Raw genomic sequence first — 22084 nt, 5'->3', positions numbered from 1 at the left:
TAACCGGTTACTATTTTAAAGACTATGAAAAACAAGCAAATGAGATCAGTTATCTTAACAGGAGGGAGTTTTATGAGGAACAATAAGTTCAAAGTCCTTAGTTGTATGTTAGCGGTTGTATTGGCGACCGGAAGCCTGATGGCGGGCTGTGGAAAAAGTTCTGATGCAGTAACGGACAGCGGCACACCTCAGGAAACCACGGACAGCGGGGAACAGGGTGCGCAGAGTACCCCGGCAGCTCAGGCAGGCGGGGAGACCACGATCACAGTCAATACTCAGTCCAGCGTCGGCGCCCAGGAGGCGTGGCAGGCTGTGGCGGATGCATATATGGAGAAGAACCCTAATGTGAAGGTAGTAGTGGATCTGAAACCTTCGGAAGGATACGCAGAATGGGTTCAGAACATTTTTACCGTGGATGATCCTACGGCGGATATCGTAAACGTAAACCTGGCGGGAACCGCAACCACCGGAAAGGTAATCAACTTCCTGGAATATGCGGATATGGACAGCCCCTACTCGGACGGGACCTGGTCAGAACAGTTCAATTTCCAGATGCAGACCAAGGAAAGAGGACAGAGCGAGTGGTCCATGCTTTCTCTGGATTCCGTGCAGGTGGTCTGGTGCTACAACAAAGAGATTTTTGAGGAAGTCGGCGTAGAACCTCCTACCACTTGGGATGAACTGGTCACCGTCTGCGAGAAGCTGGATGCCGCAGGCTATCAGCCCATCACTATGCCTGGCGATGCTACAAGCTTCTGGTCCGGAACCTTCGGCTGGCTGGCCCAGATCTACACGGATCAGACTACCAGATCCATGCTGGATATCTACAGAGCACAGGAAGGGGATTACTGCTTTGATCCGGAAGTGGACGGAGTTTGGAAATACGATCCCACCGATCCGTTTAATGATGACGCATGGAAAGTGAACCAGAATGCGGTTCGGGCGTACAAGGCAGTAAAAGATAATGTTTATTCACCCAGTTCACCTGGTATGAAGACGGTTTGGGAAAACTTTGCTAAAATCTTCCCGAAATATGTGGGCGGAGAGACTTTCTTTGGAACCATTGATCCGGGCCAGGTGTCCATGTTCTATCAGGGGAAAGCGGCCATGATGGTCGACGGAGCGTGGAGATTGGTGAACTTCAATAACGATATGAAGAAACTGTCCTCAGGGGAAGAAGTAACAGATGCGACCGGCGCTGCCATTGAGGGAGTTAAGAAGTTTGATCTGGGCGTATTTAATATGCCGAGCATGGAAGGGGAAGGAATCGAGGCTCCTGCCAGAACGATTGAGGTTGCCACAGGATTCGTGGGCGCAGTGGCCAAGGACAAAGCTCATGATGATCAGGTGGTAGACTTCCTGATGTACTATTCCTCCCAGGAAGGACAGAGTATCTACCTAAGCGCAGGGATTGATGCAGGCCTGGTTCCTCAGGGACCGTCTCTGGTATATGGAGTGGAGCTTCCGGATGACATTCAGGCTATGTTTGACCAGCTGGAACTGATCGGCAACTGCCAGAAGGGCTGTGCAGCATGGCTGGCCCGCGGTATGTCCGACGTACAGGAATCCGTCCGTGATTTCTACCGGTATTCCTATGATTACCTGACCGGAAAGATTACGATCGATGACTGGCTGACCAGCCATCAAAACAACATAGACACATACATAGAAGATGCTATGGCATCCTCAGAGATCAGCGACAATGACCTGGAGAATCCGCAGAATGAACCTACCGGGGAATAACATTTTAGATTCATAGGACGTAGATTCCTTTGAATTCAAAAGGGGCTGCAATACACAGCCCCTTTTCCGTGAAAAAGAAAACCAGGAGGTGACGGCGGAACGATGAAAAGATTATCAGCCTGGAACTGGGTCTGTATCATATCTCTGATCGCGGTACTTATTTCAGGATTTTTATATTGGCAGACAGGAAAATCGGTAGACATTATACAGGATTCCGAAATCAAGACAGGACTTCAGAATAACTCGCTTGGACTTGACGCGGAGAGAGATATATTTTTTGTCGGCACGTACAATAACAAATTAATGGCGTTTCAAAATAAAACCCATGAGAAACTCTGGGAGTTGGAAGCAAAGGGGCCGTTCTGCAAGCTGGTGGTCCGCTCAGAACAGGGCCTGTTATATGCGGGTAACAGTGACAATAATGTGTATATCATTCAGATAGATAGCGGAGAAGTTGTAAATCAGATCAATGTTAAGCGCCGGATCTATGATATCGATGTGACCAGGGATGGGGAGGAGATATTGATCTCTGCGGGAGCGGCAGCCAATAAGCATAATCTGTTCCTCTACACAAAAGACGGGGAGGGAATCGTGAATCTCCCTTACAAATCGATCATCCGCGGAGTCAGCTATACAAAGGATGAGCAGGAAATCATCTTCGGAAATGACCGGGGTGAATTCACCAGGATCGACAAAGCGGGCAATGTGGTCGGCATGACCGAACTGCAGTATCGGATCGTAGGCGTGGCCAAAATGGGAGAAGATTTTGCAGCTCTTTGTAATGACGGCTCTTACTGCGTGCTGGATGAGCAGTTAAAGCTCTTAAGAAGAGGCAATGTACAGAGCAATCTGAAGGTGAAGGTGGCCTCCATCGGTGCGGATGAAAGCGGGGAATATCTGGTAATCGGCACAGAGGAAGGATATCTGTATGTGATTGATCCGGATGGAAATAAGGCGGTCTCCGTAAGATTATCCAATGCGGTCGCCGGAATACTAGGCGTGGATGACCTGATCTATATTACGGGCAGGGGTGATTTTATCAAGACCATCTCCGTATCGGATCTGGGACAGATGAATCTGTATCATATCATCCACAGTATCACAAGGATTACAGGAGCGGTATCGTTCGCACTGCTGCTGATCAGCCTGATGATGTCCATACCGGTGGTAAAGGGAAAGTTGTTCAAAATGGGAAAGGCTCTTTACAAATACCGGATTGCCTATCTTCTGCTGATCCCCACGTTTATTCTGCTTATATTATTTAACTATACACCGGTGTTCCTGGCCTTCACCCGTGCGTTCACCAACTGGTCGAAGGATATCAATACGCTGGCAGAAATCAAGTTCGTAGGTCTTGATAACTTTAAGACCATGTTCTCGGAAGGGTACTTTCTGATCGGTATCAAGAATCTGGTTATCTTGATGGTCACCGGATTTATAAAAGTCCTGACCGTACCAATCCTGGTGGCCTGGCTGGTATATTCCATGAGATCCGACCGGCAGAAATACATATTCCGGTTCCTGTTCGTGCTGCCTATGGTGGTGCCGGGTATCGTTTCCTCCCTGGTGTGGAAACAGATCTATGACCCCAATATAGGTCTGGTCAATGAAGTGCTGGGCAAGATCGGTTTAAGCAGCCTTCAGATGACCTGGCTGGGAGATGAGAAGACGGCGCTCTGGGCGATTATCTTCATGGGCTTCCCGTTTATCAACACGCTGGCCTTTCTGGTGTACTACGGCGGACTGATCGATGTGGACAGTTCCCTGATCGAAGCGGCCAGGGTGGATGGAGCGACCAGACGGGGCATATTTTTCCGGGTACTGCTGCCCATGATCGCGCCACAGATCAAGATGATGATCGTACTCACATTTATCGGCGTGGTCCAGGATTATGCAAATATCTACATTCTCACCGGCGGCGGGCCGGGAACCAGCACGTACGTGCCTGGCCTGGAACTGTATTACAACGTCACGAAATTCGGACGGTACGGATATGCCTGTGCACTCGGACTTGTCATGTTCGTATTCATCCTGATCGGCACGATCATCAATATGCGCATCAAATCCAATAACAATGAATAGGAGGAAAAGACGGTGAAGACAAAATTTAAAAGGAAATTTTCCGCTTTCCAACTGGTCATTGCGGGCATAGCAATTTTATTAATGTTTTTTGCATTTGTACCTATTATCTTCATGATCATACTGTCGTTAAAGTCTAATGTGCAGATATACGGGGATTTCTTCTCACTGCCGCATCCGATTCACTGGGAGAACTATAATACGGCTATCGGGATGCTGATTCCCAACATGATCAACACCATGCTGGTAGTGGCGATCGCCACAGTAATCACAGCGGTTTTGTCGGCTACGGCCGGATATGTGTTTGCCAGATTAAAGTTTCCGGGAAAAAACGTGATCTTTCTGGCTGTGCTATGCCTGATGATGGTTCCCGGCGTCCTGACGCTGACACCTCAGTATACGCTGATTCAGTCCTATCATATCTACAATACCTGGTGGGCGTTGATTCTTCCCTGGGTGTCGGGAGGACAGGTGTTTGGAATCCTGTTATGCAGGACTTTTATGGAGGGCCTGCCCGCAGAGCTCTTTGAGTCTGCCAAGATCGACGGCTGCCGGGAAGTGCGGGCTTTGGTCAAGATTGCGGTCCCGCTGTCCAAACCGATTATCGCCACTGTGGTCGTCATGAAAATGATGGACTACTATAACGATTTTATCTGGCCGCTGTTAGCGATCGAGAATAACTCAAAGCAGGTGATTACCGTGGCGATCCGGGTATTCCAGTCGGCGACCGGAAGTATTGATATCGGAGCTATGGTGGCAGGCTTTGTATTTGCAACGATTCCACTGTTTATCCTGTTTGTATTTACCTCGCGCCTGTATATGGAAGGTCTGACCGCAGGCGCGATCAAGGGCTGAGAGGGGGAGTGTAAATGCTGGCGGATATCAGTATGTTTCAAAAAGACGGAAAATGGTATAAAGGAAATCTGCATTGCCACACCACGAATTCAGACGGGGCGCTGCAGCCGAAACAGATGGCGGAGGCGTTCAGGAAAAAAGGGTATCATTTCCTGGCAATGACAGAGCATGAGAGATATACGGATCTGCGCAAGGAGCTGGACCGGGATGACTTTATCCTGTTGCCGGGATTAGAGGCATCAGCTACCGTGCATGATACCTGGGAAATTCCCTATGAGATGAAAACCCATCATTTCCTGGGGCTTCTTGGAACAGAACAGATGCAGCGAAATGCGAAGGCGGGGCTGTACCAACATATGGAGCATATCGGGAAGAGAATGTACTTCAGAAAATGGGATCCTGTGAAGGCCGGGCAGGAGCTGGTGGATGAGCTGAGGGACCATGGGATGTTCGTCACATATAACCATCCGGTATGGTCCAGAGTGACCGGAGCGGATTTCCTGCCCCTGAATGGAATATGGGCCATGGAAATATTTAATTACGCTTCGGAGCACGGGGACGCCACAGGATATGACGTGATCCACTATGACCAGGCCCTGAGATTAGAGAAGGGTTGGAAAGCATACGCAGCCGATGATAACCACAGTCTGGCGGATGCCTTTGGCGGGTTCGTTATGGTTCAGGCTTTAAGCCTGTGTCATGAGGATATCGTTCAGGCATTGCTGGATGGAAACTTTTATTCATCATCCGGGCCGGAGATCTATGCGTATGGGATCCGGGACGGAAAAGTATATGTGGAGTGCAGTCCGGTTGTAAAGATTGACTTTGTGGCGGGAAATGTGGTGAGCGCAGGGGGTTCGGTCCATCCGCCCCAGGGAGAGGAAAGCATTTGCCAGGCTTCTTTTGAGTTAAAGGGAAATGAATCCTTTGTGAGGATACAGTGTATGGACAAATATGGGCGCCTGGCCTGGACAAATCCCATGACCGCGCAGAAATAAAGGTTTGAAGAGTTAAATTTAAGCCGCAGTAAATGCGGCACTGGAGGATAATATGGCAGATAGGTTGGATGGATGTGGGCAGATGGAGAAGGAAAAGGAACCAGGGGATGAATTTGCATTTTGTGAAGATTATAAAAGGTTTCTGGACTGTGCAAAGACAGAGCGGGAGGCTGTGCGCGCTCTGATTGCAGAACTTGAGGGCGACGGGTTTGTACCCTATGACAGGTCTAAAATATGGCGGCCGGGGGATCGTATTTATTTTAATCAGAGAAATAAGGCATTGATCCTTGCGGTAATCGGAGAACGGGGACTTGCCAAGGGGGCCAGGCTGGCGGCGGCTCATATTGATTCTCCCAGGCTGGATGTCAAGCCTGCGCCTCTCTATGCACAGGAGGGACTTGCGTTTTTCAAAACCCATTATTATGGTTCCTTGCGCAAATACCAGTGGGCGGCGATCCCGTTGGCGATTCACGGCTGTGTCTGCCTGTCGGATGGGGAAATGGTGGATATCTGCATTGGAGAGAAGAAGGGGGAGCCTCAGTTTACGGTATCGGATCTGCTGCCCCACCTGGCAAGTGGTTTTACGCCGCGGCCTGTGGATGAGATCATTACCGGAGAACGGCTGAATGTGGTGATCGGCAGCGGAAACAGGGAAAACGGTGGCGAGTTTCTTAAAGATGAGGTGCTGCGGCTGTTAAAAGAATTCTACGGGATAGAGGAGCAGGATTTCTGGTCCGCGGAGCTATGTTTTGTTCCGGCTTTCGGCAGTACGGATGTGGGGATCGACCGCAGCCTGATCGGAGCTTATGGGCAGGACGATACGGTGTGCGCCTACCCTGCGGTTCAGGCTCTACGCGGACTTAAGATACCTGAGAATACCTGTATTGTCGTGCTGGCGGATAAAGAAGAGACCGGAAACGGCAGCACGACCGGGATGGACAGCACTTATATGGATGATTTTATCGAGGATCTGGCGGAAGGGGAAGGATTAAAATTAAGACATGTTTACGCCATGTCCAGATCCCTGTCCGTCGATGCCAGCTCGGCTTATGATCCCAACTATCCGGAGGCATTCGATCCGCTTAATACCGCTTATCTGAACAAGGGACCCATCTTACAAAAGTACAGCGGCCTCAGGGGTAAGTCCGAGACAGCGGATGCCTGCGCAGAGTATCTAGGGGAACTGAGAACTATCCTGAAACAAGAACAGATCGCCTATCAGATCGGAGAAATCGGCAAGGTGGACTGTGGCGGGGGAAAGACAATTTCCAGATGTCTGGCGGTCAGAAATCTTCAAACGGCAGATCTGGGCGTCCCGGTGCTCTCGATGCACGCCCCCTTTGAGATTACATCCAAACGGGATATTTATCTGCTTTACCGCGGAATCTCCGCCTTTTTTCACACACCGATATAGGAACCAAAGGGGGCTTTTACGATGCAGAAAAAGGTAACGATCTATGATGTGGCAAAACAGCTGGGTATATCCACCGCCACTGTGAACAGGGCGATGAATGACAAAGCTTCCGTTAGTGAAAAGACCCGCAAACTGGTGATGGAGACGGCACAGGAGATGGGATACCGTCCAAGTAAGACCGCGGCATCCTTAAAGCGCAATCCCAAGCGGATTGCGGTGCTTCTGCCGGATACGGTATACGGTTATCTGGCTGAGGTGGAGCGGGGAATCCGGCGGGCCTCCGATGACCTGGCCGACTACAGCGTCTACTGTGAGATGTTCAAGGTGACAGCGGAAGAGACGCGGCCCTTTATCGACAAGCTGTACGAACTGGCCGAGCAGGAGTTTGACGGTATCATCATACTGCCGCCGTCTAATGAGTCGGAAGTCAGCGGGGTGGTAAAAGAATTAAGGGAGAAGACCGATCTGATCTTTGCTACGGTGACCTCCGATCTGGAGGGCTCCGACCGGTTATTTTCCATCCAGAACAACGGAAGAATGGCGGGAAAGATGGCTGCTGAACTTCTGGGAATGCTGGCGGACAGGGAGAAGCCGGTAGTGATGGTTACCGGACAGCTGACCAGCCAGGTGCACAGAAATACAGTGGAAGGTTTTCGGGAGGGCAGCGAAAGCTTCGGACTGAAATTTTCCGGGGTTTACGAACATCATGACAACTTAAGAGAGGCCTATGATCTGGCCAAGGTGTTGGTGGATCAGTATCCGGATCTGGGCGGGATCTACTTTGGAACCGCCAATTCCGTGGCGTTTTGTAAACGGCTTCAGGAGCTGGGATATGCGGGAAAGATTTCCATTGTTGCCTCAGATGTATTTCCGGACATTGCTGCCTTGATGAGGGAGCGGGTAATCAAGGCGACGATCTTCCAGAATCCGTTTCTGCAGGGAAGGCTGGCAGTCCGGTATCTGTATGAATATATGGCCGAGGGCAGACAGTTTGAAAATGACGTCATCCTATTGGATCCGCAGATCGTGTTAAGGAGCAATCTGCCGCTGTATTCAGACATCCTCGAGCAGATGAAAGATGATTATATCCTATAGATGCGAAGCTGACAGATAAAATGACTGACAAAAATCATATAGGCAATAAATTGACAGTGAAAATCTAAGAACCAGTGATATCTGGAAAGGAGACAAGATGAATATTGATCTGACAGGCAAAACGGCTGTGATCACAGGCGGTTCGGGCGCCATCGGAATGGCTATGTGCGAGTATTATATCCAATCCGGCGCAAATGTAGCGGTAGTCGATATTGACCGTACAAAAGGGGAGGAAGCCGCGTCGCAGTTAAGGAAACTGAGGGGGAATGCCCGGTATTTCTTCGGGGACGTGTCCGACGGGGAAAGCATGGAAAGCATGTGCGCGCAGGTTCTGGACACGTTCGGCGGAATAGAAATTCTGGTTAACAACGCGGGAGTCAATGTGGGACCCGAGGGGAGAGCTCTGATTCAGGATTTTACGGAGGAAAACTGGCATAAGATCATGAAGGTGGATCTGGACGGAGTATTCTACTGCTCCCGCCCGGTCATCCGGCATATGGCGGCCAGAAAATACGGCCGTATCATCAATATCGCTTCCTGCGTGGGGCAGGTGCCGATGCGAAACCAGTGCGCGTTTACCGCGGCCAAGGCCGCTGTGATCCATTTGACCAAGACCATGGCAGTGGAACTGGGAGCGGATGGTATCCTAGTCAACTGTATCTGCCCGGGATCCGTCATCTTTGAAGGTACAAGGGCGTTGTTCTACGCAGATCAGGAGCGCAGCGAACGAATGCTGGCCCACATACCGCTGGGACGTCCGGCAGAGCCCCGAGAGATCGCCGGAACAGCGGTATTCCTGTCATCCGACGAGATGACTTATATGACTGGCAGCATCATAACCGTTGACGGAGGGTGGACCTGCGGGTTTGCCCGGGATTTTTAGACAGCTGTATTTTGGAAACTGGAGGAAAAATATGAAGGCATTTATAGCAAAAGAGCCAGGAAAGGCAGAATTTGTGGATGTAAAAAAGCCGGAGGTAGGGCCTGGGGAAATTCTGGCGAAAGTTGCCTATGCCGGAATCTGCGCGACAGATATTGCGCTGATCACAGGGGAGACGACCTTCGTGCGGGAAGGTCTGGCGAAATATCCGATCCGGATCGGCCATGAGTGGGCCGGAGTTGTCACAGAAGTGGGAGCTGATGTCAAAACGATCCGTCCCGGCGACCATGTGATCGGGGACAGCGGGGTGGCCTGCTTTGATTGCCCCACCTGCTGGAGCGGGGACGTGGGGCATTGTCCGAAAGTAAAAAGCGTGGGGACCATTAATACCTATGACGGGTGCTTTGCGGAGTACATGAAAATGCCCGAGCGGTTGACCTACAAGCTGGACCCTGAAATCGATCTCAAGGAAGCGGCGTTAATCGAGCCGGCCTCCATCGCCATGCATGGCATTAGAAAGAGCGGGGCCCGGTTTGGGGATAAGGTCCTGGTGATCGGTACCGGCGCAATTGGCCTGACAGCCGTGGGGCTTCTCAAAGCAATTGGCTGTACCGTAGTCCTGGTTGGGCGCAGGGAGTCCAAATTAAAGATCGGGAAGAGGATGGGAGCGGATTATCTGGTCAACTCTTCCGAACAAAATGTCGTGGAGGAACTGAGTAAGCTGACGGAGAGCGGCAGATTCGGCACGGTCATGGAATCCTCCGGAAACATAGATGTGCTCTATGAATGCGGTCAGTATGTAAAAGGCGGCGGAAACGTGGTGCTCCTGGGTTTTTACGAGCAGAATATCCCTAACTTCAATATTGACCAGTTTATCGTCAATGATATCTCTTTGCTGGGAGTGGCAGGCTCCGCGGCCACGATGCCCGGGATTATCGAACTGCTGCGGACGAAGAAGGTGAGTTTTGAGCCGCTGGTCTCCGCGGTATATGATTTTGATCAGGCGCCCTTCGCAGTAGAACGGGTGATCCAAAACGAGGGCGACCGCATCAAAGTGCTGTTAAAATTCTGACATAGGAATGTGGTGGAAAATATGAATTTTTCGGATACTTTCCGTAATCTGGAGATTGCGGAACATAAAGTGGGGGTTATTTGGATCGGACAAGCGGGTTTCCTGCTGAAAACGGCGGGAGGCAGGAAGATTCTGATCGATCCCTATCTGACCGACTCCGTCTATCATATCATGGAGAAGGAGGAAGGACTGGGATACAAGCGTTTGAGCGTACCGTTGTTCGAGCCGAATGAGGTGATCCCGGATTTCCTGTTGATCTCTCATGAACATCCGGATCATCTGGATATGGAAGCCATGCCGGTTTACCGGGATCAGGAAAACCTGCAGGTGATCACCAACACGGGCTGCAAAGAACAGCTGGTGGAGGCGGGCTTTCCGGAAAATCGGATCCATGCGCTTCGCAAGGGCGAGGAAGTGTCCTGCGGGGAGTTCTGGGTAAAAGCCGTGGACTGCGATCATGGAGAGCTGTGTCCTGATGCGCTGGGGTTCCTTCTGGATTTCGGATTTGTGAAGCTTTACTATTCCGGTGATACCGGTTATACCCCGGAGAGACTTCGGGAGGCGGTTATGGAACGTCCGGATGTGGCGCTTTTGCCCATCAACGGGGCATATGGCAATCTGAATGGGACTCAGGCTGCCAGACTGGCGGCGGATCTTGAAGTAACTGCCTGTATCCCGCACCACTTCTGGACATTCCCGCGCCATCTGGGTAATCCCATCGAGGCGGTAGGAGCGTTCCGGGAACTGGCGCCAAGGTGCCGGCTGGATATGGATATGCCGGGCAGAGTGTTTCTGTATCCCCGCGGGGAAGATCCGGAGGAAAGGAGCATACATGGGTAAAAAGGTTGTGGTATTCGGGAGTTATGTGGCGGATCTGACCGGCACGGGAGAACATCTCCCCAGGCCCGCAGAGACTGTATTCGGGGAGACGTTCCGAATCGGACCCGGCGGAAAAGGGAGTAATCAGGCGGTGGCAGCCCATCGGGCGGGGGCGGATCTTCGCCTGATCACGAAGGTCGGTAAGGATGTATTCGGTGACTTGGCCCTGGCGTTTTATGAGAAGGAGCGGATGGATACACAATTTGTGCTGGTGGATGAAGAAGCGGCCACCGGCGTGGCGCTGATCTGTGTGGATGAAAAAACGAAGCAGAATCAGATACTGGTAGTCCCATCAGCCTGTACCCGATTTGGGGACCGGGACTTAAGACAGATCGAGGATATCATAAGGAATGCGGATATCCTTTTGCTGCAGTTTGAAATTAATATGGATGCCCTTGAAAAAGCAGTAGATATAGCGAAGGAACATGAAGTGTTAATTGTACTGAACCCGGCGCCGGCAAGAGAGGTTTCCAGAGAGTTGCTTTCAAAGATTGATATCATTACCCCCAATGAGATGGAAGCAAAAGCCCTGACCGGGGTTGAAGTGACAAATGAGGAAAGCGCCCTTCAAGCGGCACAGGTCTTCCATCGGATGGGCATCCCCTCCGTGGTGATTACCATGGGAGAGAAGGGGGCTTTCTATAGCGGCGGCAGCGGACAAGGAATGATACCGGCCAGACTGGTGAAAGCGGTCGATACCACCGGGGCCGGGGACGCGTTCAACGGCGGACTGGTAACTGCGCTGTCGGAGGGTAAGGAACTGGAGGAAGCGGTCCGATTCGGGAATACGACAGCCTCCCTGTCGGTACAGAAATTTGGAACAGCTCCGTCTATGCCGTACCGCAGAGAGATTGACCGGGAAGAAGCGGCAGCGGATCTGCGATAGAGGCGCAACATAGAAATACATAGAAGGTGTAAAATATGGGACAGAATGAATATTTGCGATGGCTGTCTTCTGAGACGCCGTCGATTTACTGGCACGACAGTGCGAATCTGACTGCCATCGAGGAAGCGATCCGAAACGGGGCAACCGGTGTGACGACGAATCCGTTCCTCGTGCAGGATACGCTGGCCGGATCGCCGGATGACTGGGAGGAGGACATGGCGGCTGTCAAAACACTGCCTCCCGGACCGGAGAAGGCGGAGGCGAAGATCGCAGCGGTGGCCGGCAGAATCGCAAAGCGGATGGAGCGGGAGCATAGAGGCTTCGGTACCGGATACTGCTGCGCCCAGACGGATCCCACCCGGCCGGGGGATGCGATCCGCATGATAGAACAGGCCAAAAGATACGCGGCAGCGGCTCCTAATCTGGTGATTAAGCTTCCGTCTACAAAGGCCGGGCTTCTGGCCTATGAGGAATGCGCGGCGCTGGGTATGAACGTCTGCGCCACCGTCAGTTTTACAGTAGCCCAGACTCTGGCGGCCGCCGAAGCCTATGAGCGGGGGGCGGCCAGGGCCAGACAGAATGGAATCACTCCGGGCCTTGGCATCGCGGTCCTGATGGTGGGAAGGCTGGATGATTATCTGCGGGATTCAGCGGCGGATTATGGACTGGACCTTTCCGAAGCGGAGATCACAAAGGCGGGGCTTGCGGCGATAAAACGGGCATATAAAATTTTCTGTGAGCGGGAATATTCCTGCATACTAATGCCGGCCGGCTGCCGGTGCGCAGAACATATTACGGAGCTGGCGGGAGCCCGTATGATCTTTTCCATTGCTCCGAAGATCGAGAGAATGCTTATGGAATGCAAACCGCCGTTTCAGGAAGTAATCCGGGAACCGGTGGATGAGAAGATTATCAGCCGTCTGTCAAAGCTTCCGGAATTCTGTAAAGCATATGAACCGGATGGACTTGCAGTCAGCGAATTTATAGGATACGGGGCCACGAACCGTACGATCAATCAGTTCAGCGAGTGCGGCTGGAATCTGCTGGCACGCTGACGGATAGAAAAGTGAGGAATGGACAATGAAAGAGATTGGGTTTATCGGGTTAGGTATCATGGGAAAACCCATGGCAAAAAATCTACTAAAAGCCGGCTATCGGGTTTATACTTATGATGTAAATTATGCGGAAATAGATAAATTAGTGGAAGCGGGAGGAATCGGCTGTTCCTCCATTGAAGAGGTTGCCGTGTCGTGCAGCACGATCGTTACTATGCTGCCCAATTCCCCACAGGTAAAGGAAGTTATCCTGGGAGAAGGCGGTATCGCACAGTATGCGGCGAAAGGAACGCTGATTATCGATATGAGTTCTATCGCGCCGGATGCTTCTAAGGAAATCAGCGCAGCCATTGCGCCGAAGGGAATCCGCCTGATCGATGCGCCCGTGTCCGGCGGGGAACCGAAGGCCGTGGACGGCACGCTGGCGATTATGGCGGGAGGCAGCCCTGAAGATTTTCAGGAGGCCCAACCGGTCTTTGAAGTGCTGGGCTCCTCCGCGGTACTGGTGGGAGACGTGGGCAGCGGAAACACCTGCAAGCTGGCCAATCAGATAATCGTGGCGGGAAATATCGCGGTACTCAGCGAAGCCATGATGCTGGCGAAAAAAGCGGGAACCGATCCGGAAAAGGTCTTCCACGCCATCAGCCGGGGACTTGCGGGAAGTACGGTCATGAACGCCAAAGCGCCCATGATGCTGGCCGGGAATTATAAGCCCGGTTTTAAGATCGATCTTCACATCAAGGATTTGAACAATGCGCTGGAGACGGGATATAAGTCCGGAGCGCCGCTTCTGTTAAGCGCCCAGATCATGCAGATGCTGCAGACGCTGCATCAGGACGGGGAAGGCGCAAGCGACCACAGCGCATTGATGAAATATTACGAGAAGATAGCCGGAACAACATTAAAGGAAGAGTGACGCCTATGATAATCACCGATTTGAGAACCAATCATCTGACGAATCCGCTGGGATATCATCTGGAACGGCCCGTGTTGTCCTGGATTGTGGAGGAATCATCCGGGAAGAAACAGGCATGGGCCAGGATCGAGGCCGCCCTGGACCCTGATTTTCAACAACTGGTCTATGACAGCGGAAATAAGGAGAATTTAAGCTCCTTAGGCGTCGAGGTGGATTTAAAACTTTTGCCATGTACCAGATATTATTGGAGAGTGACGGTCAAAGCGGACAACCAGGAGTGCGGGGTCAGTGAGACTGCCTGGTTTGAGACCGGTAAAATGCAGGAGAACTGGGACGCAAAATGGATACAGGCCCCATTTGAAAAAGAAATACATCCCTATCTGTACCGAAATTTTTGTCTGAAAGCTCCGGTCCGGAGGGCCAGGGTATATGTTACCGGTCTTGGACTGTATGAGCTGGAACTCAACGGAAAAAAGGTGGGAGAGGACTATCTGGCCCCATTTTATAACGACTATAACCTGTGGCAGCAGTATCAGACCTATGATATTACAGATCTATTATTTGAAGGCGATAACGCGCTGGGGGTTCTGCTGGGCAATGGCTGGTACAAGGGGCGCTTTGGATTCGTGGACGGCCTGAATGAACTCTATGGGGATCAGATGAAATTCCTGTGTGAGATTCGGATAGAACTGGAAAATGGAGAGACCGTGACTCTGGGCTCGGATGAGAGCTGGCTGTGCTGTCCTTCCCCGGTGCTTGAGAGCAGCATCTACAATGGGGAATACTATGACGCGCGAATGGAGATAAAAAATAGATCCACAGCATCCTGTGATACGGCCGGCTTTGTACAGGCAGTGCCGTCTGCGCCGCCCAAAGGAGAGCTGTATGAGCGGCTGAGCCCTCCGCTAGTAATCATGGAGCGCAGGAAGCCGGTAGAGCTGTTACATACGCCGGCCGGTGAGCTGGTGCTGGATTTTGGCCAGGTAATGACAGGCTGGGTGGAATTCAACTGCGGTCTGCCCGAAGGGGCGGAAGTGTTGCTGCAATACGGAGAGCTGCTTCAGCATGATAATTTTTACAATGAAAATCTGCGGACGGCTAAACAGGAATACCGCTATAGATCAAGCGGGGAAAAGGTCTGTGTACGGCCTCATTTTACCTTCTATGGTTTCCGGTATGTGAAGGTGACCGGGATGCAGCAGGTCTGCATGGAAGATTTTACGGCTTGCGTGATTTTCTCCAAACTGGACCGGACCGGTGAGATCAAGACCTCTGATGAAAAGGTCAACCGGTTGTTTGAGAACTGTCTGTGGGGGCAGAAGGGGAATTTCCTGGATGTGCCCACAGACTGTCCCCAGCGGGATGAGCGGATGGGATGGACCGGAGATGCCCAGGTGTTTGCCGCTACAGCCAGTTTTAACCGGTATACGCCCGCATTTTACCGGAAATTTCTGCACGATGTGCTGTTGGAGCAAAGGCAGCTGAACGGTTCAGTACCCCATGTGGTTCCGGATATTTTAGGACAGATCCGTTCAATTCTTCATCAGACCGACGGGGATGCGCCTCACGGCTCCTGCGCATGGGGAGAGACTGCCACGGTGATTCCCTGGACCCTCTGGCTGTTCTACGGGGATAAGACCCTGCTGGAAGAGCAGTTCGAAAATATGTCGGGCTGGGTGGATTATATGAAGAATCAGGACGATACTTACTGCGGAGGCTCCAGACTGTGGACCCACGGATTCCATTTCGCGGACTGGCTGGCGCTTGATAATCCGGATAAGAGCAGCTCATTTGGCGGCACCGACTGCTATTATGTGGCATCCGCCTGCTATTACTATTCCGCGTGGCTTACGGCCAAAGCGGCCCGGGTGCTGGGAAAAGAGGAGGAAGCTGTCCGGTACGGCACACTGGCCGGAGAGATTAAACAGGCGGTTCAACAGGAATATTTTACCCCCACCGGCAGGATCGCTGTGGATACCCAGACCGGCATGGTGCTGGCCCTGTACCTGGATCTGGTGCCGGAGCAGTTTAAAGAACGGCTGAAACGGGATCTGAAGAAGAATCTGGAGGACCACGATAATCACCTGACGACCGGATTCGTGGGGACGCCCTATCTCTGCCCGGTTCTTTCGGACAATGGGATGGCAGACGAGGCCTATACCTTGCTGCTTAATGAAGATTTCCCCAGCTGGTTGTATGAGGTCAATATGGGAGCGACTACGATCTGGGAACGTTGGAATTCCGTGCTGCCTGATGGTCTTGTCAGTGATACCGGGATGAACAGTATGAATCATTACGCCTACGGTTCTATTGTAGAGTGGATGTACCGCTATATGTGCGGGATCAACCCGATGGAGGAAGCTCCGGGATTTAAAAAGGCACTGTTAAGGCCCCAGCCGGATCAGAGGTTTTGCTGGGCAGAGGGGAGCTATGTATCTGCATCGGGGACCTACCGCCTGGGCTGGAAATGGACCGACACTGGGATCACCTATGAGATTCAGGTGCCTTTTGATACTGAGGCAAGGCTTGTGCTGGATGGAAAACCGGTCCGTGTGCTGTGCGGGGATGAGGAAGTGAAGCTGGCCCGGGAGAACGGTGTATGGCTTCTGACGCCCGGCAGTTATAAGATTGATGTGATAAAACCTAACTGATTAGAGGAGAGATTTAAAATACTCTGTAAAACGGATACAGACCATTAGTCTGTCTCCGGGTTACAGAGTATTTTTCATTCTATAGGGAAATCTACGGATGTACCAGTTCGTTCAGCAGCTTCGGCAATAATTCTTCGATCTTATCATCCGGGAACTGACAGGTTCCCACCATCTTGTGACCGCCGCCGCCATATTTTAACATCAGGCTTCCCACGTCAATGGTGGAAGTTCGGTTCAGGATACTATATCCCACCGCCACGGAACAACCCTTGCCGCCTTTCCCATCTACGATCCATGCCGAGATATTCTGATCCGGATACAGGCTGTAGATCAGGAAGCGGTTGCCGGTATAGATAGGATCCACACCCCTTAGATCGGATATGATTACGTCCCCGTCGATGCGGGTGTACTTTTTGACCATTTCTGTAAACTTCTCGGTCTGTTCGAAGTAGACTTCGATTCTCTCCTTTACATCCGGCAGATCCAGGATCTCCTGCGTGTTCATAGTACGGCATGCGTCGATTAATTTCTCCATCAACTGATAATTGGAGATGGTAAAATTCCGCCAGCGTCCCAGACCGGTTCGCGGGTCCATCAGGAAACCGATCAGAATCCAGCCCTTGGGATTCTGTATCTCATCGATCGTCAGATTCCCGGAATCCACCTTATCCACCGCTTCCATCATTTCATCAAAATGGGAGAAACGTTCCTGTCCTCCATAATAATCATAGATAATCCTCGCGCACGAGGGGGTCAGCCGGCTCTCCCCTTTATACTTTCCTGCAAGCTGATTGCGCTCCATCTCACTGGAATGATGATCGAACCAGAGTCCGCAGCCCTCCACATAGGGAACATTGGCCAGACAGTCGTCCTCTGTGACTTCCACCAGGCCATCCTGCAGATCCTTCGGATGGGCGAATTTCCAGTGATCGATGATTCCAGCCTCTTTTAACAATGCACCACATACCAGTCCGTCAAAATCAGATCGGGTAACCAGTCTCATATCTTTCAACCTCTTTTCTTATTCTGTGTCTTTCCTGCCAAGCGTTATGATACAGATAAGTCTATTATAGTTGATACGGCCGGAGATGGCAACCATTCCGCAAGGATATTACAGGTATTACATGTAGAGAGAGAGTCTGTGAATTTTAATACAGAAGCATGCCCAAAGGGATACCAGCCGCGATAATGACCAGAGCTGCCAGGGCTACTGCGACCGCTCCATATTTTGCCGCCTGGTTGCTGGTGACCCACTCGGAATTGCCGTGCAGGACAGCTGCCGGAGTACAGGCCGCCGGAGTGACCAGGGCCATAGAGGTCGCTTCTATGATGAGGGTGACTACCAGATACTGATTTAAGCCAAGGGAACCGGCGATGGCAAAACCGATCGGGATAAATAAGGTTCCCATGACGATATTATTCAGGAAATTCGTCAGAATCAGAGGGATAACCACAATCAGGATCAGGAACACGGCGGGGCCCAGTTTAGAGAAGACAGGGATGAACAGATTACATACCCAGTCGCTGATTCCGGTGTCCGCACTGGTGAGAGCGGAGGAAATCAGAGTGATCGGCATGCACATGAACAGAAGATCCCAGCCGACGGATTTGGACATATAGGCCTGGAATGTTTTTCCCTGGGTGAAACGAACGGCAATCAGGAAAATATCCGCCACCAGCGCAACCCCGCTGACGCCCAGCCCGCTGACTGCCTGGGTAAATATCCAGCCGGACGGAAGAATATTGGAGAGAACCAGAACTGCTACGAATGCGGCAGCCACGCCGAGAACGATTTTCTGGTACGTGTCCAGTTTTTCCAAAGTTTCGTCCTTTTTGATTTCCAGCTTCGGAGCTTTGATCCGCAGCAGATATTTTCCGGCCAGGATGAATACGATGGTACAGAGCTGGGAGATAACCAGCATCCATATGACATAGGAGACGAATGCGGGGGCGGCCAGTCCGGTGGTGGAGGTAAAGATGTTAAATAGAACAAGAATAACGACCGTGAACGGGAAGATCTGTCCGCCCAGTATTGCCCCGAACATGACGGCGGTCACCACAAACTGGGTGAATTTTCCTTTTTGGATACCGTTATAATCTACCATGTCATAGAAGATTTCCCAGATCATCAGTGCGATGGGAAATGCTCCGGTGACACCGAAAAGCAGGCTGCAGGCGGTCATCAGAAGATAGACGACGACCCAGGGGCGGCCGCGTCCGATTTTGAGACCGATGATTTTCTTGGCCAGATACATGGAGATACCGGACTCGTTGATGATGGCCAGCAGTCCGAACATGGTCACCAGCACGATAAAGGTATTGGAACCCATCCCGGTGGAGATTAGTTCGGAGAATTTACCGTAACCGGTAAAAGAAAGAGCGATGATGGAAAGGGCGCTGGGCCAGAAGATGCCCACTGTGGACCAGCCGTAGATAGCGCCCAGGAAAACGCCCAGGACGCCCATTCCTACCTGGCTTATGGTCCCGATCGGCGGAAGAAACCGGAACCCGAACATCAGGACGATGGTGATCGCGCTGTTAATATAATATTTCTTACTGCCGCAGAATAATTTTTCTTTCATGATGCTTCCTCCTGTATTTCATTTTCTGGTTTGGAATAGTCTCTCTACATTTCCGGTCTTGTCTGATAGCAGATATGGTACGTGCCGCTGCCAAGCGAGACATATCCGTCCTTCATCCGGTCTTTGAAATAATGAGACAGACTGTTTGTATCGCAATCTTTCAGCCGGATCAACGCGTGTGTAGAGACAGGTACGGTGAGATCGATGCTTCTTTCCCTGCCGTCTCTGGCCCACGCCACCCGGATATCGCCGTAGACACAGTGATAACTGCCGCAGGCCCACTGGAATGGGTAATCAAATCCAGGCTCTACCACAAAGTCCCGGAAACCACAGCCGGTATTTCGGATTCCCAGAATATAGTTATACATCCATTTCCCCACACTTCCGAAGGAATAGTGGTTGTAGGAAGCGCAGGTCACTTTGCCGGTCTCCGGCTGGATGGCGTTCCACTTTGACCAGACGGTAGTGGCGTCATGCTTTACCTCATACAGCCAGGAGGGACATTTCTCCTGCAGCAGAAGCGTCTTGGCTGTATCGGTATAACCATACCGGCACAGGACATCCAGCAGGAATTTGATGGACATAAAACCAGTGTCCAGACAGCCGCCGTTATCAAGAATCAACTGATTCAGATGCCTGGCCAGCAGACCTGCCTTCTCCTCCGACACAAGCCCCATGGCAAGCGTCAGCACGTATAATCCTTGTATCGGGAGGGGAAATTGTCCGTCGGGACGGATATATTCCTCCTCATAGGCTTTACAGATCCGGTCTCTTAACGTCCGGTAATAGCGGGCATCCTCATCCTTTGAAAGCACGGCGGCCACCTTGGAGAAAACCTCGCAGGAGTGGGCGTAGAGAGCGGTGGCTACATATTCCCTGGTATTAATCGAGGACTGCAGGTTGTCGGTCTCCCCTTTTTCATTCCGGCAGCTGGGATAGGACCAGTCCCCATAGTGGAAGCCTGTATTCCACAGATACGGCTGCCGTTCCTGCTGCGATAAAGGCATTTTCTCATAATCGTCCGTTCTGCCCTCGGAGGCCTCCTTCTCGACATACCCGATCCACTTCTTCATAGCATCATAGTTATCGGTGAGAAAGCTGATATCTCCATACTGTTGATAGAGTACCCAGGGTACCTCGATGATGGCGTCCCCCCATCCGCAGGAGGTATGCGCCTGAAAGACACAGTCCTGGATATAATAATAATTCTTAGTGTAAGGTACGGTCACCGGGACGATCCCATTGGCGAACTGCTCCATGCGAACCATCTCGAGCCATCTCTTCAGGAACATCCGCACGTCCTGCACATAAGAGGCGGTATCCGAATAGACAAATACGTCCCCGGTCCATCCGGCTTTTTCCCGTTGGGGACAATCCGTTGGTATTCCCAGAAAATTTCCCTGTTGGCTGCGGAATATATTGGACTGAAGCCGGGTGATGTCCGGATTGCTGCATTGAAAGTCCATCGTCGTATCCAACCGGGACGCCACCACAAGCCCCTCGAAATCTTCAGCCCGAACCTGCCCTTTAAGTCCGCTGATCCGCACATAACGGAACCCGTGAAAGGTAAAGCGGGGACAGTAGGTCTCAGAACTTTTACCGCAGCAGATATAGTGATCAATCAGTTCCCTGCAGTCCGGATTAATGGAATTCATATAATGTCCGCGTTCATCCAGCATCTCCGTATGCTCGAAGACAATATGTGCGCCCGGCTCCTGATTGTAAAACGTCGCCCGGACAAACCCGGCTATATTCTGTCCCATATCCAGAATCAGTTCCCCGATGTCATTTCGATATACCGAGGCTGGCCGTATATGCTCCACGACTCCGGCGGGAGGTGCGCAGATCCCTTTGAGAACCTCGTCTGTGTGCGGTAAAACAGTGACGGCCGTCCACCCTTTCGGAATATAGCCTGCGCAGTCCCAGGCACCCAGGTCTTTGCGGGCGTCATAGAATTCCCCGACAAAGAGATCCGCATATTCATAAGGCCCCTTTGAAGAAATCCAGGTATCATCGGTGGCAATGATATCTGTCGTACCGTCCTCGTATCGGACGTGAAGCTCCGCCAGTAACTTGGTCTGTTTTCCGTACAGATTGCGCAGGCCTCCGATTCCGTTTCGGCCCTTGTACCAACCATCCGCCAGGATCACGCCGATTACGTTCTCCTGCTCCAGCAGTCCGGTGACATCGAAGGTCTGATATTCAAAATATTTATCATAGGGTGTAAAACCGGGGTTAAACAAGGTATCCGTTACCGGCTTGCCGTTCAGGGAGACATCGTAGATTCCGCCGGCCGTTATGTACAGCCGCGCACTGCTGCGTTTTTTAGGCAAAAGCCCAAAGGATTTTCTAAGATAATAAGCCGGCGCTACCCCATCGGGATTTCCCATATCCAGGCCCACGAAATCGACCGGACCAAAATGTTCCACCAGCTTATCCGCCGGCCAATCACAGAACGCATCCGGGACAACCTCCTGCTTTGGCGAGATCCACTTTCCTGTCCAGGGTTCCCCTTCAGAGAAACCGGTCTCGAACAGATCCCCACGCCTTACGGCGGTCTGTCCGTGATTGTCGGTCACCGCCAGCGTCCATTCATAACAGGTACGGGGGCGCAACGGCTCTCCGTCGTAAAAGACGGCCGAGCATATGCCAGAGCTACAACTGCCGCTGTCCCACACCAATGTCCCATCCAGGGATCTTACCTGAATCTGATAAGTCTCCTGCACCGTATCATGCATGTCAGAATCTATAATCCAGCTGAATTCCGGACGTGCCGGGCGTATGCCTACAGGATTTTGCATTCCCATACACTTTTTGTCAATAATACTTAACATTTGATTTTTTACCTTTCCTGTTTGTGAAATATAGTGAAAATATCAGGCTGATTCAGAGGTCGCTATGATCATATTGACTTTCTTCTGTCTTCTAATTTATAATATTTACAGTATGATTTCTATAACAAAATCGCGCAAATATATA

General features: G+C 51.5%; 16 protein-coding genes. 13 read left to right on the top strand and 3 right to left on the bottom strand.

What is annotated here, in order from left to right; genetic code table 11:
• Positions 1–72 precede the first annotated feature (72 nt).
• The 13 genes from KTH89_RS17290 (at position 73) to KTH89_RS17230 (ending at position 16523) form a co-directional block, all read left to right on the top strand.
• Positions 73–1743, top strand: coding sequence for an ABC transporter substrate-binding protein (locus KTH89_RS17290; RefSeq protein ID WP_238722534.1), 1671 nt, complete (start codon positions 73–75; stop codon positions 1741–1743).
• Between the two features lie 102 nt (positions 1744–1845).
• Entirely contained in the window at positions 1846–3825 is a 1980-nt protein-coding gene (locus tag KTH89_RS17285) for an ABC transporter permease subunit (protein WP_238722533.1), read from the top strand.
• A gap of 12 nt (positions 3826–3837) precedes the next feature.
• Complete coding sequence (locus KTH89_RS17280; protein ID WP_158346951.1) at positions 3838–4677, top strand: carbohydrate ABC transporter permease; 840 nt, start codon at positions 3838–3840, stop codon at positions 4675–4677.
• A gap of 14 nt (positions 4678–4691) precedes the next feature.
• Complete coding sequence (locus KTH89_RS17275; protein ID WP_238722532.1) at positions 4692–5675, top strand: PHP domain-containing protein; 984 nt, start codon at positions 4692–4694, stop codon at positions 5673–5675.
• A 52-nt stretch (positions 5676–5727) separates the two neighbouring features.
• Positions 5728–7089, top strand: a complete 1362-nt coding sequence (locus KTH89_RS17270) for an aminopeptidase (RefSeq protein ID WP_238722531.1) — start codon at positions 5728–5730, stop codon at positions 7087–7089.
• Between the two features lie 21 nt (positions 7090–7110).
• Positions 7111–8184 (top strand): LacI family DNA-binding transcriptional regulator, encoded by a 1074-nt coding sequence (locus tag KTH89_RS17265; protein ID WP_238722530.1) that lies wholly within the window; start codon positions 7111–7113, stop codon positions 8182–8184.
• Positions 8185–8281: 97 nt separating this feature from the next.
• The gene (locus KTH89_RS17260; protein WP_238722529.1) at positions 8282–9067 is read left to right on the top strand and encodes an SDR family NAD(P)-dependent oxidoreductase; all 786 of its coding nucleotides are present in this window, start codon (positions 8282–8284) and stop codon (positions 9065–9067) included.
• 31 nt (positions 9068–9098) lie between these two features.
• Positions 9099–10136: a zinc-dependent alcohol dehydrogenase gene (locus KTH89_RS17255; protein WP_158346955.1), complete on the top strand. Its 1038-nt coding sequence runs from the start codon at positions 9099–9101 to the stop codon at positions 10134–10136.
• A 21-nt stretch (positions 10137–10157) separates the two neighbouring features.
• Entirely contained in the window at positions 10158–10976 is an 819-nt protein-coding gene (locus tag KTH89_RS17250) for an MBL fold metallo-hydrolase (protein WP_238722528.1), read from the top strand.
• The gene (rbsK, locus tag KTH89_RS17245) at positions 10969–11901 is read left to right on the top strand and encodes a ribokinase (RefSeq protein ID WP_238722527.1); all 933 of its coding nucleotides are present in this window, start codon (positions 10969–10971) and stop codon (positions 11899–11901) included. The genes KTH89_RS17250 and rbsK overlap by 8 nt, the downstream gene beginning before the upstream one ends.
• A 35-nt stretch (positions 11902–11936) precedes the next feature.
• Complete coding sequence (locus KTH89_RS17240) at positions 11937–12956, top strand: transaldolase family protein (protein WP_238722526.1); 1020 nt, start codon at positions 11937–11939, stop codon at positions 12954–12956.
• Positions 12957–12981: 25 nt separating this feature from the next.
• A complete protein-coding gene (gene garR / locus KTH89_RS17235; RefSeq protein ID WP_238722525.1) occupies positions 12982–13872 on the top strand; it encodes a 2-hydroxy-3-oxopropionate reductase in 891 nt (296 codons plus the stop codon).
• 5 nt (positions 13873–13877) lie between these two features.
• Positions 13878–16523 carry an alpha-L-rhamnosidase gene (locus KTH89_RS17230; protein WP_238722524.1) on the top strand — a complete coding sequence of 882 codons (2646 nt, stop codon included), beginning with the start codon at positions 13878–13880 and terminating at the stop codon, positions 16521–16523.
• Between the two features lie 91 nt (positions 16524–16614).
• Here the strand turns inward: KTH89_RS17230 and KTH89_RS17225 are convergent, their stop codons facing one another.
• The 3 genes from KTH89_RS17225 to KTH89_RS17215 all read right to left on the bottom strand — a co-directional run bounded on the left by KTH89_RS17225 (position 16615) and on the right by KTH89_RS17215 (position 21939).
• Positions 16615–17526: a DHH family phosphoesterase gene (locus tag KTH89_RS17225; protein ID WP_238722523.1), complete on the bottom strand. Its 912-nt coding sequence runs from the start codon at positions 17524–17526 to the stop codon at positions 16615–16617.
• A 145-nt stretch (positions 17527–17671) separates the two neighbouring features.
• Entirely contained in the window at positions 17672–19105 is a 1434-nt protein-coding gene (locus tag KTH89_RS17220; protein WP_158346962.1) for an SLC13 family permease, read from the bottom strand.
• A 44-nt stretch (positions 19106–19149) separates the two neighbouring features.
• Positions 19150–21939, bottom strand: coding sequence for an alpha-L-rhamnosidase (locus tag KTH89_RS17215; protein ID WP_238722522.1), 2790 nt, complete (start codon positions 21937–21939; stop codon positions 19150–19152).
• Between the last annotated feature and the right edge of the window lie 145 nt (positions 21940–22084).

Source organism: Diplocloster agilis, from assembly GCF_019042275.1.
GTDB classification, from domain to species: domain Bacteria; phylum Bacillota; class Clostridia; order Lachnospirales; family Lachnospiraceae; genus Diplocloster; species Diplocloster agilis.
This window is presented reverse-complemented; position numbering and strand designations above follow the sequence as displayed.

Coding starts and splice junctions, on each gene's coding strand:
- KTH89_RS17290 (WP_238722534.1), top strand. CDS start 73: ATGAGGAACAATAAGTTCAAAGTCCTTAGTTGTATGTTAGCGGTTGTA.
- KTH89_RS17285 (WP_238722533.1), top strand. CDS start 1,846: ATGAAAAGATTATCAGCCTGGAACTGGGTCTGTATCATATCTCTGATC.
- KTH89_RS17275 (WP_238722532.1), top strand. CDS start 4,692: ATGCTGGCGGATATCAGTATGTTTCAAAAAGACGGAAAATGGTATAAA.
- KTH89_RS17270 (WP_238722531.1), top strand. CDS start 5,728: ATGGCAGATAGGTTGGATGGATGTGGGCAGATGGAGAAGGAAAAGGAA.
- KTH89_RS17265 (WP_238722530.1), top strand. CDS start 7,111: ATGCAGAAAAAGGTAACGATCTATGATGTGGCAAAACAGCTGGGTATA.
- KTH89_RS17260 (WP_238722529.1), top strand. CDS start 8,282: ATGAATATTGATCTGACAGGCAAAACGGCTGTGATCACAGGCGGTTCG.
- KTH89_RS17255 (WP_158346955.1), top strand. CDS start 9,099: ATGAAGGCATTTATAGCAAAAGAGCCAGGAAAGGCAGAATTTGTGGAT.
- KTH89_RS17250 (WP_238722528.1), top strand. CDS start 10,158: ATGAATTTTTCGGATACTTTCCGTAATCTGGAGATTGCGGAACATAAA.
- rbsK (WP_238722527.1), top strand. CDS start 10,969: ATGGGTAAAAAGGTTGTGGTATTCGGGAGTTATGTGGCGGATCTGACC.
- KTH89_RS17240 (WP_238722526.1), top strand. CDS start 11,937: ATGGGACAGAATGAATATTTGCGATGGCTGTCTTCTGAGACGCCGTCG.
- garR (WP_238722525.1), top strand. CDS start 12,982: ATGAAAGAGATTGGGTTTATCGGGTTAGGTATCATGGGAAAACCCATG.
- KTH89_RS17230 (WP_238722524.1), top strand. CDS start 13,878: ATGATAATCACCGATTTGAGAACCAATCATCTGACGAATCCGCTGGGA.
- KTH89_RS17225 (WP_238722523.1), bottom strand. CDS start 17,526: ATGAGACTGGTTACCCGATCTGATTTTGACGGACTGGTATGTGGTGCA.
- KTH89_RS17220 (WP_158346962.1), bottom strand. CDS start 19,105: ATGAAAGAAAAATTATTCTGCGGCAGTAAGAAATATTATATTAACAGC.
- KTH89_RS17215 (WP_238722522.1), bottom strand. CDS start 21,939: ATGTTAAGTATTATTGACAAAAAGTGTATGGGAATGCAAAATCCTGTA.